Consider the following 15,008-nt stretch of genomic DNA (forward strand, 5'->3'; position numbering starts at 1 on the left):
GGCGACCCTACAATGACCCTCGTCGGCGGGAGGTGATGCGCGGTGGGTGAACCCGAGCATGCGCGCGAAGGAGCCTCGGACGAAGCGGATGCCGTCAGCGACGCGGGTGCAGAGTTCTCCGACCGCGACCGTGCCATCCTCGAGTTCGAGCGACGTTGGTGGAAGCACGCCGGCGCCAAGGAGCAGGCGATCCGCGATCAGTTCGGTCTTTCCGCGGCCAGGTACTATCAAGTGCTCGGCCGCGTGATCGAGTCACCGGCGGCGCTTGTGCATGACCCGATGCTGGTGCGTCGACTGCAACGCGTTCGCGCCGCGCGACTCAGGGCGCGGGAGGACGGCCTGCGTCTGCCCCGCTGACCACGAGCCGTTCGAATCACCCGACGACCCGCCCGTTTCGACGCCGCCCGACCTCAAGGATCCGTACCCCGCCCATGGCCGCGAAGTTCCCGACCGATCGCTTCGATCAGGTCCCCGATGACCTGGATCGCATCGGCGCGCACCGAGCACCGCGGCCGAAGGGATACGGCTGGATCTGGGTGGCGTGGTGCGCCGTCGCCGTCGTGGTCATCGTCGGTCTCGGTGCGCTCGGCATCTTCGCGATCAACGGCACGCTCAACGTGAAGCTGCCGTTCGCGAGCGGATCGGCATCCTCGTCTCCGACTTCCACTCCCACGCCGACGCCGACCATCACGCCGGCGGTCAACCCGGCCCTGAACCTCATCGTGCTCAACGGAACGGACAGGACGGGCCTCGCAGCGGATGCCACGACGACGCTCAAGGCCGCGGGCTGGCAGAACATCACGCCGGCCAACGCGAGCTCGACGGACGTGAAGAAGACGACCGTCTACTACGGCGACCCGAAGAACAGAGCCGCAGCCCTCGCCGTGTCACAGGAGCTGGCCGGAGCGCCGATCCAGGAGACGCAGGACTTCGCGGCATCCGGTGCCGACATCACTGTCGTGCTTGGTCTGGATTACGTGCCGACGCACGAGTGACGAAACCCCGTGAACACCCGCGCGACACGCCGTCGATGCGGGCGTGAAGTAACCGATTGTCTCAATCTGGACACGCCTCTCGTCCTGGACTAGGCCGACCGCTACTATCGGGGTTCAACGTCCGCGACCATGCGGCGTTGCGTGAAGGCAATGGGAGTAACAGATGGCGAACGGAACCGTCAAATGGTTCAACGCTGAGAAGGGCTACGGCTTCATCACCGTCGACGGTGGGGGACAGGACGTTTTCGTTCACTACTCCGCCATCGACATGAACGGCTACAAGGTCCTTGAAGAGGGTCAGCAGGTGACTTTCGAGGTCGGCACCGGATCCAAGGGTCCGCAGGCGGAATCGGTGCGTCCCGCCTGACGACCGCGAACATGGATAGTGGAGGGGGTGCCGATCTCGGCGCCCCCTCTTTCTGTGTGCTGCCTCTTCTTGCTCGCGCCTCATCGTCGCTCTGTGCCGCGCTGTGTTGCTGACCTCCGGTCGTCACCATCGCATTCCCGTCGCGCCCCTGCTCCCCCGACAAACGGCGCCGTTCCCCCGACCAACGGCGCCGTTCCCTCGACCAACGGCGCCGTTCCCTCGACCGACGGTGGGCCGCCCTCGATCAAGGGTGTTGTGCCGGAGTTGTCCCACACCTAGACTTCCTAGGTATGGGACACGATCGGATTCGGGGCAACCTCGACCTTCTGCTCCTCGGCGTGCTGAGTGCCGGGCCGGCGCACGGATACAACGTGATCGCTGCGCTCAAGGCCCGCAGCGGCGAGGAGTTCGACCTCGCTGAGGGCACCGTCTATCCCGCTCTGCACGGGCTGGAATCGAGAGGGCTCGTGGAGAGCTCCTGGCAGGCGATCGACGGAAGGCGAAGGCGCGTCTATCGGCTGAGCGACGCGGGCGAGCGGGAACTGGCGCATCAGTCGACGCAGTGGAAGCGATTCTCGGCGGCCGTGGACAACGTGCTGGGGGTGCAAGCATGAGCGGCGGCGACCGCATCGACGAGTATCTCGACGCGCTGTTCGCTCGGCTGCACGGGCGGTCTGCCGAGTCCAGGAGCATGCTGGTGGAGGCCGAGGCGCATCTCCGTGACGCGGCTGCCGCATCCGTCGCCGCCGGCATGCCGGAGGATGCCGCCCAGGAGGCCGCCATCGCGGCGTTCGGGTCGCCGGCGCAGGTGGCGAAGGCCGCCGAGGGCCGAACGGTGGGCGAGCTCGTCCTGGCCTTGACGAGGGCGGCCGTGACGTTGTGCGCAGCAGGCTTCGCGGCGATCGCACTGGCGACCATCCTGGCGCGCGTGGTGTCGTTCCTCACCTCGACCGCGTGGGTCTACGGTGCGCCCGGAACAGATCGCTTCACTGCTGAGCAGTGCGCGCACTGGCTCGCTGTGCAGCCGGGCGCGGCTACCTGCAAGACCGCAGCCACCCTGGAGGCGTCGGACGACTCCTTCCTGTTCTCTCTCGCCGCGGCCGTCGGCGGCCTCGTGCTGATCGGGCTCGTCGCCGTCGTGCTCCTGCTCGTGCGTCGATTCGGCAGGACGCCCCGTCGCAGGGTGCCTCCCATCGTCGTGTCCGCGATCGGCGCCACGGCGTTCGGCGGCGCCGGTGCCGCGCTCCTGGCGGGCGGCGCGGCAGATGTCGCCTTGGGCGGCCAGTGGGGGCAGGGTCTCTGGTACACGCAAGGAGCGGTGGCGCTGGCGTTCGGCGTCTACTTCGCCGCCCGGCTGCTCGTCGCGACGTCGCACTCGCTCACGCCCGAGCGGGTGCGATGACGAGCATCCGACGTGGCAGCTGGATGCGCGTCGGCGCGGTTGTGCTCGCGGCAGCGTGCGGCGTCGCCCTCGGCTCGCTCAGCGCGCACGCGATCTTCTCGGGTTCCGCGCTCGTTCTGATCCCCTGGGCGATTGGATGCCTGCTCATCGGCTCCGTCGTCCGGCACGTGGTGACGGCGCTCGTCGCCAGCGCCGCCTTCGGTTTCGCGGTGTCGATCACGTTCCTCGTCGGCGGCTACGCGGGCGATGGCCCGCTCGCGGCCGCGCTCGGCATCTTCTGCGCACTCGCCGGCCTGGGCGCAGCGGGCGCGGCAGCGGTGGGGCTGGCGAGCAACCGCGTGGCCCGGCTGCTGACGAGGCGCAGGCACGCCTGAGCCTCGCACCTCCCAGGCGCTCGCCTTGCACTCGCGAGGGTCGAGTGCCAGAATCCTTTTAGCACTCGCTTCAGCTGAGTGCTAAACGTTGATTCTTTCGCGTAACGTCCGGGAGGGACGAGAAACAACATGGCAAAGATCATTGCTTTTGACGAGGAGGCTCGTCGCGGCCTCGAGCGTGGCCTGAACACGCTCGCCGACGCGGTCAAGGTGACCCTCGGCCCGCGCGGTCGCAACGTCGTGCTCGAGAAGAAGTGGGGCGCTCCCACCATCACGAACGACGGCGTGTCCATCGCGAAGGAGATCGAGCTCGAGGAGCCGTACGAGAAGATCGGCGCTGAGCTCGTCAAGGAGGTCGCGAAGAAGACCGACGACGTCGCCGGTGACGGCACCACGACCGCGACCGTGCTCGCCCAGGCGCTGGTGCGCGAGGGCCTGCGCAACGTGGCGGCCGGGGCAGACCCGATCAGCCTCAAGCGCGGAATCGAGAAGGCCGTCGCCGCGGTGACCGAGCAGCTGCTCTCCGCCGCGAAGGACGTCGACACCAAGGACCAGATCGCCGCGACGGCATCCATCTCCGCTGCCGACCCCGAGATCGGCGCGATCATCGCCGAGGCGATCGACAAGGTCGGCAAGGAAGGCGTCGTCACGGTCGAGGAGTCGAACACGTTCGGCACCGAGCTCGAGCTCACCGAGGGCATGCGCTTCGACAAGGGCTTCCTGTCGCAGTACTTCGTGACGGACCCCGACCGTCAGGAGGCGGTGTTCGAGGACCCGTACATCCTCATCGCGAACCAGAAGATCTCCAACATCAAGGACCTTCTGCCGATCGTCGACAAGGTGATCCAGGCGGGCAAGCAGCTGCTGATCATCGCCGAGGACGTCGACGGCGAGGCCCTGGCCACGCTGATCGTGAACAAGATCCGCGGCATCTTCAAGTCGGTCGCCGTGAAGGCCCCCGGCTTCGGTGACCGCCGCAAGGCCCAGCTGCAGGACATCGCCATCCTCACCGGTGGTCAGGTCATCAGCGAGGAGGTCGGACTCAAGCTCGAGAACGTCACCCTCGACCTGCTCGGCCAGGCCCGCAAGGTGGTCATCACCAAGGACGAGACCACGATCGTCGAGGGCGCGGGCGACCCGGAGCAGATCGCCGGCCGCGTGCAGCAGATCCGCAACGAGATCGAGAACACGGACAGCGACTACGACCGCGAGAAGCTGCAGGAGCGCCTGGCGAAGCTTGCCGGCGGTGTCGCCGTCATCAAGGCCGGCGCCGCGACCGAGGTCGAGCTCAAGGAGCGCAAGCACCGCATCGAGGACGCCGTGCGCAACGCCAAGGCTGCCGTCGAGGAGGGTGTCGTCGCCGGTGGTGGCGTCGCGCTCATCCAGGCGGGCAAGGCGGCGTTCGCCACGCTCGAGCTCGACGGTGACGAGGCGACCGGTGCCAACATCGTGAAGGTCGCGATCGAGGCTCCGCTCAAGCAGATCGCTCTCAACGCCGGCCTCGAGCCGGGTGTGGTCGCCGCGAAGGTGGCAGAGCTGCCCGCCGGTCACGGTCTCAACGCCGCGACGGGTGAGTACGGCGACCTGCTCGCGCAGGGCATCATCGACCCGGCCAAGGTGACGCGTTCCGCTCTGCAGAACGCCGCATCCATCGCCGGTCTGTTCCTCACCACGGAGGCTGTCGTCGCCGACAAGCCGGAGAAGAACGCTCCGGTTCCCGGCGGCGAGGCAGGCGGCATGGACTTCTAGAAAGTCCGGACTTCTTCGAAGTCCGCCTCGGCCGAAGCGGTGATGCCGCGACGGCTTGCTCCACCAGCGGAAGGGCGCCCCTCGGGGCGCCCTTCTTGCGTCATGGATCACACCGCGAAGAGCTTCGCGTTGGTCAGCTCGACCTCTGCGTAGTGCTGCCCGGCCTGGCCGAGCGCCAGATTGATCGCAGCAAGCGACTCCTCGACTTGCTGCTGTGTGGCCCGCCAGCGGGTCACGACGCCTTGGAACGACTGCGACGCTTGTCCGCTCCACGTTCCCTCGAGCCCCGTGAGCTGCCCGAGCAGCCCAGCGACCTCGCTCTGGATGCGGCTCATCGAGCCGCGAACGGCCGCGGTCGTGGCGATCATCTGATCGCTGTCCACCCGATATGTCGTCATGGTTCCTCCTGTCGATGTTCTGTCGTGCCCTCGCACGCCGGCGCGAGTCGTGCCGAGGCACGTGCCCATGTGCGAGGCCGGTGCCCGCCGGATGCGCGGTGCCGGCCTTGTTCCGGTGACGACGCTACGGAGGTCCTGCCTACGGCCGAAGCGGCCAGACGCAGGTCGGGGACGACGCCTCGGCCGCAGCGGCAGGGGAGGAGGAGACCGTTCAGGATCGAGGAGAGTCGGGCTGATCGCGCTGACCGCGGTTGACTCCGGGAGCCGGGCTGAGCCCGGCCGACTCTGAGAGTCGGGCTGACCCCGGCGGACTCCGGGAGTCTTGCTGACCCCGGCGGACTCCGGGAGTCTTGCTGACCTCGGTTGACCCTGGGAGCCGGGCTGACTCGGGGAGCCTTGGGACGTCGGACTAGGCGAGAAGCAGCGCGACGAGGGGCGCGGGAACGGCCCAGACATCCCCTTCCAGGTCGAGCACCGACTTCGTCGCCATGATGCCCCGGCCGTACTTGCCGTCGATGACGCGTGCCTCACCGCGCCAGCCGGTGTCGACCCATTTGCTCTCGATCGGCACCGTGGTGGCGTGCGCGCCGGCGAGCGGAACGCGCACGGGTGCGAAGTCCACCTCGTTGTTCGATTCCGTTCGCGCGTAGCCCACCGAGTCGTCGGAGAGCCACCGGCCCTCATCCAGCGCCTCGATCGCTCGGGCCAGCGTGATGCCGATCGCCGACTCCGTGAGGCGGGTGAAGTCCGGCGTCGGCAGGCCGGGGCTCACGATGGTCGGGATCCAGGCGAGCAGCGGATCGGACAGGTACAGCTTGTAGTGCGCGCCGACCACACGGTCGCCCTGCTCGCGCACCTGATTGCAGCGCAGCGCGGCGTGCGTGCTGATCAGGCGATCAACGCGTGCGGTGAAGGTGGGACGACTGGAGTATCCGAGATCCTGCGCCGTCGTCGTGAGGTTGATCGGACTGCTCATGCGGTCGCTGATGCCGCGCAACAGGGTCGTCGTGGTGTTCGTGGGGGCATCCGGGTCGACATCGCGGCGGAGCCATGCGTGCAGGTCGCGGGCGTACCCGTCCGAGACGGCGCCGGCGCGCGTGTGCTCGAAGACCGCACGCGGGAAGCCGCCGCACGTGAGGTAGTCCTGCCAGGCGAGATCGAGGTCGTCCACGACGAACTGCACCTCGTCGAGCGCGGCGCGGACGTGCTCGCTCTGCAGCTCGGCAGGGTTCACCACGGGCACGACGGGCAGGCCCGGATACGCCGCGGTGAGAAAATCCCGGAACGTCATGGGCAGTAGCTGCCTGATGCGGTGCGAGCCGCTGGATCCGGCGCGACCGGCGAGCAGATTGCCCTGGATGTCTTCGGACTGCGCCCACCTGCTGCCGGTGACCACGACGGTGTCGTCCCCGAACGCGGTGGTGTCCCTGGCCAGCTTGAGGACGCTGGTCCAGCCGCTGACCATGCTGATCTCGTCGAACAGCCAGACCCGAGGTCGCGGCTTGGGCTGATCCACAGAGCGCGTGAGCATCCGGGCGAGCGTCAGCGTGCGGGTCACGTCGCGGCTGCGCATCGTGTCGCACGGCACGTAGACGACCTGTCTCGGGTCGAGCCCGGGCAGCGTGCAGAGGTTCGCGGCGGCATCCAGGAGCGCCACCGACTTGCCGATGCGGCGCGGCCCGGTCAGAACGACGAGCCGGCCGTCCGGCTCGGTGCTGGCGACGTCGTCGAGGATGCCTGCACGGTAGCCGAGCTCGTAGCGCGTGCGCTCGCGCAGCGTGCGATTGCCGGCCACCCATGCGGTCGGATCGGCGCCGCGTGCGGCGGCCGTCCACCACGGGTTGCTCTCGGTCAGCAGTCGCCTGAGCTCGTCGTCGCGCATCGCGTCACGGTAGCGCTCTCCTCGCGCCACCGTGCGGCGAACCGCCGTGCTCTTGCCAGAAGGAGAGCAGTCTGGGCCTGTGCGGCTTGCCAAAGAGGGAGTAGTGTCGCGGGCCCAACCTTGCCAGAACCCGGGCGGTATCGGTTCGTTGTGCTTGCCAAAGCGGGAGGTGTCGCCCCTTCGGCGAGGCGGCTGGCGTCTGCTGGACAGGTTTGCCGGCGCGGAGAGGGTGCCGCGCCGTCCGTTTCGCGGACGCTGCAGCCACGCCGCCGCTAGCGCACGCGGAGTGCTAGTCGTTCGCGGCTTCGGCGCCCGGCTCGACCAGCGGGAGGCTCACACGGAACGTGGCACCACCGCCCGGCGTCTCGACCACGTCGACGGTGCCGTGGTGCGCGACCACGATGGATGCGACGATCGCGAGCCCGAGCCCGCTGCCGCCCGTCTCGCGAGTGCGTGACGTGTCGGCCCGCCAGAACCGCTGGAAGATCTTCTCCCTGATCTGCGGCGGAACGCCCTCGCCATGATCGATGACGGAGAGCACGGCCACGTGCTGGTCGGGATCGACGGAGACGCCGATCTCGAGCGGGCTTCCCGCAGGCGTGTATCGAACGGCGTTGCCGATCAGGTTGGCGAGCACCTGCCGAAGCTTGTTCTCGTCGGCCATCACGAGCGGCCGCACCGTCGGCGTCTCCGGGATGTCCGCGAGCTCCAGCGGCACGGTCTCGAGGCCCGGCTCGGTCTTGCGCTGACGACGACGGAGCCTGGCGAGCGTCGCGCCGGCGAATCCGATCGGTCCGGTGGCGTTGCGCGACCGCTGTGCGGGGCCGCGGGAGCCGGATGCCTGCTCCTCCGCTTCCTCGTCGGCCTGCGCATCCGCAGCGGCCTCCGCGGCCGACGGTCCCGGCGGAGGCGGCGGGAGAGGGGGCAGCGACAGCACGACCGAGACGGTGCGATCCGGGTTGCCGGCGTTGGCATCCAGTGCCGCGTCGTGCGCGAGGGGGACGAGGTCGACGAGCGTCAGCGTGAGTGGCCTGGTCTGATCCAGTCGTGCGAGCTCCAGCAGGTCCTCGACCAGGAGGCCCATGCGAACGGCCTCCTTCTCGATGCGGTCCATGGCCTGGGCGATCTCGTCGGGCGTCTGCAGGGCGCCCATCCGGTAGAGCTCCGCGTAACCCCGCACCGACACGAGCGGTGTGCGCAACTCGTGGCTGGCATCCCCGACGAAGCGCCGCATCTGATCGATCGTGCGTGCGCGGTCTTTGAAGGCCTGGTCGATGCGGTTGAGCATCGTGTTCAGCGAACGGTTCAACCTTCCGACCTCGGTGTTCGGGGTCGCACCGCCGAGCCGCTGGCTGAAATCGCCGTCGGCGATCTCGGCCGCCGTGCGCTCGACTTCGCGTAGCGGCCGGAACGTGGTGGTGACGAGCGCCCTGGTCAGGAAGGCACCGATGATGACGACGATGACCCCGAAGCTGAAGAAGATGGACAGGTAGCTCGCCAGCGTGATGTCCAGTGGCGACGTGGAGACGGCGATCAGCGCCGTGCCGTACGTGGGCGTCGCGCTCTGCAGCTGGACGACGGCGCACACGCTGCGGAAGTTGCTGAGGCCGTCACGGCTCTGCAGCCACGCGGCGCTGCGGTTCGCGCAGGCGGCACCCTCGTCGAGCGTGAGGTGCGCGGGTACGGCCGGCTTCTTGCCGTCCGGCACCGAGCTCCAGTTCTGAGCGAGCAGCGATCCGTCGGCGCCGTACAGCGCGACGTAGAAGCTGGCGGTGTTGTTCTGCCCGATGACCGGACCCGTGCTCTTCTTGCCGTCGCTGGGCAGGATGGCGTTGATGCTGTCCGGCTGGGAGGCGATGGCCTCCAGCTGCTGGTCGAACAGGTTGATGAGCACCGGCTTGAACAGCAGCATCGTTCCGAGGCCGGCCACCAGCAGGCCGAACGTGAGCACGAGCACCGTGACGCCCGTGATCTTCGTGCGAAGCGAGATCGAGTTCCACCGATCGAACACCGTGCTCATCGGCGCTGCGTTCTCGGCGGCAGGGCTGGCATCACAGGATGGGAGCCTAGGCGGTCAAGCTGGGCGAAGCCGTGCGCGGCGTTCTCAGACCTTCGCGGCCTTGAGCATGTAGCCGAAACCGCGCTTCGTCTGGATGAGCGGCTCGCTGGAGTGCGCGTCGACCTTGCGGCGAAGGTAGGAGATGTAGCTCTCGACGATGCCGGCATCCCCATTGAAGTCGTACTCCCACACGTGGTCGAGGATCTGCGCCTTCGACAGCACCCGGTTCGGGTTGAGCATGAGGTAGCGCAGAAGCTTGAACTCGGTGGGGGAGAGTTCGATCGCGGTGTCGCCGACGAACACCTCGTGCGTGTCCTGGTCCATCGTGAGCTCGCCGGCGCGGATGATCGCGTCGTCGTCGGCCTGCATGGTGCGGCGCAGGATGGCCTTGATGCGCGCCACGATCTCATCGAGGCTGAACGGCTTGGTGACGTAGTCGTCGCCGCCCACCGTGAGGCCCGTGATCTTGTCCTCCGTGTCGTCCTTCGCGGTGAGGAACAGGATCGGCGCCGTGTATCCGGCGCCCCGCAGCCGCTTCGTGACCCCGAACCCGTTCATGTCGGGGAGCATGACATCGAGGATGATGAGGTCGGGCTCCTCCTCCAGCACCGCGCTGATCGCCTGGGCGCCGTTGCCGACGGCTCGCACCGCGAACCCGGCGAATCGAAGACTGGTGGTGAGGAGGTCGCGGATGTTCGGCTCGTCGTCGACGATGAGGATGCGGGGTCCGGTGCTCATGCGCCCAGTCTCTGCGCGTTGGCTGGGATCTTTCTGTGAGTCTGTCGTACGGCATCCGCTGGCTGCGCGTGTGCGAGCAGGGGGTGCCCTTAGCGGTAATCGTGCACAGCGCGAAGGGATTGCACGACGGAGGGCCCGCTGTTGAAGAATCGAGGCAGGCGAATAGCCGACCGGCATGCGTCCGGCACGGAAGGGGTTGCGATGTCCACACCGGAATTCGTCATCGTGGGAGGCGGCCTCGCGGCGGGGACCGCCGCCGTGACGCTGCGTGAGGAGGGCTACGACGGCCACCTCACCCTGATCGTGGCAGAGGCGCACAAGCCCTACATCCGGCCGCCGCTGTCGAAGGGATATCTCGCGGAGCTCGACGAGTCCGAGCTGTGGGTGCAGCAGGACGACTGGTGGCGCGACCACGACGTCGAGGTGCGCACCGGGCAGCACGCTCGCACCCTGAACCTGCGGGGCAGGAGCGTCGAGCTGGAGGGCGGCGGCAGCGTCCCGTTCGACCGCCTGCTCATCGCGACGGGTGCCACGCCCAAGAAGCTCGACGTGCCCGGCGGCGATGCCGACGGCATCCACTATCTGCGCACGATCGAGGACTCCCGCGGCATCCGCGAGGCGACGGAGGACGGCGAGAAGAAGGTCGTGGTCGTGGGATCGGGATGGATCGGCATGGAGGTCGCCGCGACCGTCAGAGGCTTCGGCAACGAGGTGACGGTGGTCTCGCACGCCAAGGTGCCGCTCTCGACGGCCCTGGGGGACGAGCTAGGCGAGGTGTTCGCCCAGCTGCACCTCGACCATGGCGTTCGGCTGATCCGCGGAGCCGGTGTCGAGGGATTCGGGGTCTCGGATGGACGCGTGACCAGCGTGCGGTACGACGGCGGCGAGGTCGAAGCGGATGTCGTCGTGGTGGGCACGGGCATCCAGCCGCTCGTGCGCATCGCGCAGGACGCCGGCCTGCAGACCGAGAAGGGCATCCTCGTCGACGCCGGGATGCGCACGGGAGTGGACGGCGTCTTCGCCGTCGGCGACGCGGCCGACCCGATGCATCCGGTCGTCGGCCAGCGGCTGCGCAGCGAGCACTGGGCGAACGCGATCGGCACGGGCCGCACGGCCGCCCTCAACATGCTCGACCGCGGCGTGGAGTACGACGACGTTCCGTACTTCTACACCGACCAGTTCGACCTGGGTATGGAGTACTCCGGGTACCGGCCGCTGATGGAAGACGCCCACGTCGTGTACCGCGGGGATGTTCCCGGTCGCGAGTTCGTGTCGTTCTGGGTGACTCCGGACGGCCGGGTGGTGGCCGGCATGAACGTCAACGTGTGGGACGTGAACGAGGACGTCCAGGCGCTGATCCGCGCCGCGCGTCCCGTCGACGAGAGCCGTCTGGCCGATCCGAGCGTTCCACTCGGCGACCTCGTGGCGGGCGCGTGAGCGTCTACCTGCCGCCGCTGCGCTCGCCGCAGCGCACGATCGGCGCGCACACCTTCGACTTCTCTCAGCGAGTCGCTGTGATGGCCGTCGTCAACCGCACGCCCGACTCGTTCTACGACCGCGGCGCGACGTTCGCTCTGGATGCCGCGGTGCGTGCGTGCCTCACGGCGGTGGAGCACGGGGCCGACTGGATCGATGTCGGCGGGGTGCCGTTCAAGCCGGGGCCGGCTCTTCCGGTAGAGGAGGAGATCGCGCGCGTCGTCCCGGTGGTGGAGGCTCTGCGGCGTGAGTCCGACGTCGTCATCTCGGTGGACACATTCGAGCCCGAGGTGGCCAGACACGCCATCGTGGCGGGGGCCGACGTGATCAACGACACCACGGGCATCCACGATCCGGCACTCGCGGAGGCGGTCGTCGACAGCGACGCGACGCTCGTCATCACGCACAGCCTTGCCGAGCCGCGCACGGTCTATCCGCGACCGCAGTACGACGACGTGGTGGGCGAGGTGATCGCGTTCCTCAGCGAGCGGGTCGAGCTGGCGGTCTCCATCGGCATCCCGGAGTCGCGGATCGTGATCGACCCCGGCCACGACCTGAACAAGAACACGCTCCACACCCTCGAGCTCACGAGACGGTTCGACGAGATCGCGGCGCTCGGGCTGCCCGTGCTGGCGGCCGTCTCGAACAAGGACTTCATCGGCGAGACGCTCGATGTGGATCGCGCGGACCGGCTGGAAGGCTCGCTCGCCGCTGCCGTGTTCTGCGTCACACAGGGCGCCCGCATCGTGCGCATGCACAACGTGCGCGAGTCTGTGGCCGCCGTGCGGATGACGGAGGCGATTCTCGGTCTGCGGGAGCCGGCGTACCTCAAGCACAACATGGGTGACTTCAATGAGGAGTGAACGGCCCGCGATCGACGCGCTGTGGCCGTCGCCGGCGTCCGACCTCGACGACGTTGCGGTCATCGCGGGTTACGAGGACGGCGTCTCGGATGCCTGGGTGCGCGTGAACTTCGTCTCGTCGATCGACGGGTCGGCCACCCAGGCCGGACGTTCCGGCGGTCTTTCGGATGCCGCAGACAAGCGCGTCTTCGCGCTGCTTCGCCGGCTGTGCGACGTCGTGCTCGTCGGAGCGGGCACCATCCGCGTCGAGGGATACGGCGGCATGCGCGTCGACCCCGAGTCCGAAGCGTGGCGGAAGGCGAACGGCTTCGCCCCGCAGCCCACGCTCGCCATCGTCTCAGGCGCGGCCGACCTCGACCCCGGTAGCGACGTCTTCACGCAGGCACCCGTCCGGCCGATCGTGCTGACGACGGCCGCGGCGTCCGAGGAGCGAAAGAGCGCGCTCGAACAGGTGGCGGACGTGATCGTGTGCGGCGAGGCATCCCTCGACACGACGGCGGCCCTGAACGCTCTCGCCGACAGGGGGCTGCGCCGGGTGCACTGCGAGGGGGGACCGCACCTGTTCGGCACGTTCGTGGCGGAGCGCACGCTGGATGAGCTGTGCCTCACGGTCAGCCCGGTGCTGGAGGGCGGCCTCGGCAAGCGCATCATCGATGGGGCCCCGCAGCTGCCGCTCGACATGCGGCTCGCCCAGGTGCTGCGCTCGGACGACACGCTGCTGCTGCGGTACGTGCGCGAGCGCTGAGCCGGCCGCTCGCCGCCGAGGCATTCGTCTGCCGCCACTTGCCGGGCGCGTGTCACTGCGAAAACAGGCAGAATTACCGGGAACAGGCCGATTCTGCCTGTTCCGGTGAGGAGAGCGCCTTCCTGCCTGTCTTCGAGAGCGCCAGAGCGGGTCGGAGCGGGAGCGCGCGAGCGGGCCGGAGCGCGTGAGCCGGAGGCGGGCGGATGCGCCGCGAGCGGTCCGGGTACGGTGGCCGCGATCAGGCCGCGATCAGGCGGTGGATCAGGCGGCGGCGAGGTCGCCGGCGTCGACGATGGTGTAGCTGTAGCCCTGTTCCGCGAGGAAGCGCTGGCGGTTCTGGGCGAAGTCCTGGTCGACGGTGTCCCTGGCCACGAGCGTGTAGAAGTTCGCCGAGAGACCGGACTCCTTCGGCCTCAGCAGCCGGCCGAGGCGTTGCGCCTCCTCCTGGCGGGAGCCGAACGATCCGCTCACCTGGATGGCCACCGTCGCCTCCGGCAGGTCGACCGAGAAGTTCGCCACCTTGCTCACGACGAGCACGGGCGTGGTGCCGTCACGGAACTCCTGGTACAGACGCTCGCGCTCGTCGACGGGCGTCGCGCCGGTGAGCGACGGGGCGCCGAGGGCATCCGCGAGCTCGTCGATCTGGTCGAGGTACTGGCCGATGACGAGGATGCGCTCGCCAGCGTGCCGTGCGACGAGCGCGCGAACCACGTCGAGCTTGGCCGGCGCGGTCGCGGCGAGCCGGTAGCGTTCGTCATCCGCCGCTGCCGCATAGGAGAGCCGGTCGGATGCCGGCAGGTCGATGCGCACCTCGTAGCAGGCTGCAGGGGAGATGTAGCCCTGCGACTCGATCTCCTTCCACGGCGCGTCGAAGCGCTTCGGCCCGATCAGCGAGAAGACGTCGCCCTCCCGGCCGTCCTCCCGCACGAGCGTCGCGGTCAGGCCCAGGCGCCGTCTGGCCTGCAGCTCGGCCGTGAGCTTGAACACGGGAGCAGGCAGCAGGTGCACTTCGTCGTAGACGATGAGGCCCCAGTCGAGCGCGTCGAGCAGGCTGAGATGCGCGTACTCGCCTTTCCGTTTGGCGGTGAGGATCTGATAGGTCGCGATCGTCACCGGGCGGATCTCCTTGACCTGGCCCGAGTACTCGCCGATCTCCTCCGCCGTGAGGCTGGTGCGCCTCAGCAGCTCGTCCCGCCACTGCCGCGCAGACACCGTGTTGGTCACGAGGATCAGGGTGGTCGTCTTGGCCGTGGCCATCGCGCCTGCTCCGACCAGCGTCTTGCCGGCGCCGCACGGCAGAACCACGACGCCAGACCCGCCTTCGAAGAAGTTCTCCACCGCCTTCACCTGGTAGTCGCGCAGGTGCCAGCCGCTCTCATCCAGGGAGATCTCGTGCGGGGTGCCGGGCGAGTAGCCGGCCAGGTCGTCGGCCGGCCAGCCGAGCTTGACCAGCTCTTGCTTGAGCTGACCCCTCGCCCAGGCGGCGACGACGAACGTGCCGTCCTCGCTTCGCTCGAGAAGCAGAGGGGCGATGCGCTTCGCGCCGGAGACCTCGCGCAGCACGGCTTCGTCCGAACTGCGCAGCACGAGGGTCCCCTCGTTGTCGCGCTCGATCACGAGCCGGCCGTACCGCGCGACCGTCTCCTCGATGTCGACGGCGACCGTCTGCGGAATCGGGAACTTCGAGTACGTCTCCAGCGTGCGCAGCATGTCGGATGCCTGGTGCCCGGCCGCTCGCGCGTTCCACAGTCCCAGCCGCGTGATGCGGTAGGTGTGGATGTGCTCGGGCGCCCGCTCCAGCTCGGCGAAGATCGCCAGGTCGTGCCGAGCATCCTCCGCCTGCGGATGCGCCACCTCGAGCAGCACGGTTCGGTCGCTCTGCACGATCAGGGGTCCGTCAGACATAACAGACGAGTCTATGTGCGCTGCCTCGATGCCTCCTCGGTGCGGCTTCCGCGGG

At 68.6% G+C, this 15,008-nt stretch carries 15 protein-coding genes; 10 read left to right on the plus strand and 5 right to left on the minus strand.

The genetic code is table 11. The features are described from left to right. Positions 1–42: 42 nt before the first annotated feature. The 7 genes from VHB92_RS14295 to groL all read left to right on the plus strand — a co-directional run bounded on the left by VHB92_RS14295 (position 43) and on the right by groL (position 4,887). Positions 43–357, plus strand: a complete 315-nt coding sequence (locus VHB92_RS14295) for a DUF3263 domain-containing protein (RefSeq protein WP_325454435.1) — start codon at positions 43–45, stop codon at positions 355–357. Positions 358–431: 74 nt separating this feature from the next. Continuing rightward, complete coding sequence (locus VHB92_RS14300; protein ID WP_325454436.1) at positions 432–995, plus strand: LytR C-terminal domain-containing protein; 564 nt, start codon at positions 432–434, stop codon at positions 993–995. A gap of 163 nt (positions 996–1,158) precedes the next feature. Beyond that, positions 1,159–1,362, plus strand: a complete 204-nt coding sequence (locus tag VHB92_RS14305; protein ID WP_022900747.1) for a cold-shock protein — start codon at positions 1,159–1,161, stop codon at positions 1,360–1,362. A 290-nt stretch (positions 1,363–1,652) separates the two neighbouring features. Next, complete coding sequence (locus VHB92_RS14310) at positions 1,653–1,976, plus strand: PadR family transcriptional regulator (protein WP_325454437.1); 324 nt, start codon at positions 1,653–1,655, stop codon at positions 1,974–1,976. Next, entirely contained in the window at positions 1,973–2,764 is a 792-nt protein-coding gene (locus tag VHB92_RS14315) for a permease prefix domain 1-containing protein (protein WP_325454438.1), read from the plus strand. Before VHB92_RS14310 ends, VHB92_RS14315 begins: the two co-directional genes overlap by 4 nt. After that, positions 2,761–3,138: a hypothetical protein gene (locus VHB92_RS14320; protein ID WP_325454439.1), complete on the plus strand. Its 378-nt coding sequence runs from the start codon at positions 2,761–2,763 to the stop codon at positions 3,136–3,138. Before VHB92_RS14315 ends, VHB92_RS14320 begins: the two co-directional genes overlap by 4 nt. A 129-nt stretch (positions 3,139–3,267) precedes the next feature. Next, a complete protein-coding gene (gene groL / locus VHB92_RS14325) occupies positions 3,268–4,887 on the plus strand; it encodes a chaperonin GroEL (protein WP_325454440.1) in 1,620 nt (539 codons plus the stop codon). A gap of 107 nt (positions 4,888–4,994) precedes the next feature. On the opposite strand, the gene VHB92_RS14330 is transcribed toward groL, so the two are convergent. The 4 genes from VHB92_RS14330 to VHB92_RS14345 form a co-directional block, all read right to left on the minus strand. After that, positions 4,995–5,285 (minus strand): WXG100 family type VII secretion target, encoded by a 291-nt coding sequence (locus VHB92_RS14330; RefSeq protein ID WP_325454441.1) that lies wholly within the window; start codon positions 5,283–5,285, stop codon positions 4,995–4,997. Between the two features lie 409 nt (positions 5,286–5,694). Continuing rightward, complete coding sequence (locus VHB92_RS14335) at positions 5,695–7,167, minus strand: ATP-binding protein (RefSeq protein ID WP_325454442.1); 1,473 nt, start codon at positions 7,165–7,167, stop codon at positions 5,695–5,697. A gap of 289 nt (positions 7,168–7,456) precedes the next feature. Next, positions 7,457–9,187: a HAMP domain-containing sensor histidine kinase gene (locus VHB92_RS14340; protein WP_325454443.1), complete on the minus strand. Its 1,731-nt coding sequence runs from the start codon at positions 9,185–9,187 to the stop codon at positions 7,457–7,459. An 84-nt stretch (positions 9,188–9,271) separates the two neighbouring features. Further along, complete coding sequence (locus VHB92_RS14345) at positions 9,272–9,964, minus strand: response regulator transcription factor (RefSeq protein ID WP_325454444.1); 693 nt, start codon at positions 9,962–9,964, stop codon at positions 9,272–9,274. A gap of 201 nt (positions 9,965–10,165) precedes the next feature. Here VHB92_RS14345 and VHB92_RS14350 point away from each other — a divergent pair, with 201 nt between their 5' ends. The 3 genes from VHB92_RS14350 to VHB92_RS14360 are packed head-to-tail and all read left to right on the plus strand — an operon-like array spanning position 10,166 to position 13,048. Next, entirely contained in the window at positions 10,166–11,401 is a 1,236-nt protein-coding gene (locus VHB92_RS14350; RefSeq protein WP_325454445.1) for an NAD(P)/FAD-dependent oxidoreductase, read from the plus strand. Next, positions 11,398–12,303, plus strand: a complete 906-nt coding sequence (gene folP, locus VHB92_RS14355) for a dihydropteroate synthase (RefSeq protein WP_325454446.1) — start codon at positions 11,398–11,400, stop codon at positions 12,301–12,303. The genes VHB92_RS14350 and folP overlap by 4 nt, the downstream gene beginning before the upstream one ends. Next, complete coding sequence (locus VHB92_RS14360; RefSeq protein WP_325454447.1) at positions 12,293–13,048, plus strand: pyrimidine reductase family protein; 756 nt, start codon at positions 12,293–12,295, stop codon at positions 13,046–13,048. Before folP ends, VHB92_RS14360 begins: the two co-directional genes overlap by 11 nt. Positions 13,049–13,309: 261 nt before the next feature. Here VHB92_RS14360 and VHB92_RS14365 read toward each other — a convergent pair whose 3' ends face one another. Then, positions 13,310–14,953, minus strand: a complete 1,644-nt coding sequence (locus VHB92_RS14365; protein ID WP_325454448.1) for a DNA repair helicase XPB — start codon at positions 14,951–14,953, stop codon at positions 13,310–13,312. Positions 14,954–15,008: the final 55 nt, after the last annotated feature.

It is taken from the genome of Humibacter sp. (assembly GCF_035547335.1).
Taxonomy (GTDB): domain Bacteria; phylum Actinomycetota; class Actinomycetes; order Actinomycetales; family Microbacteriaceae; genus Humibacter.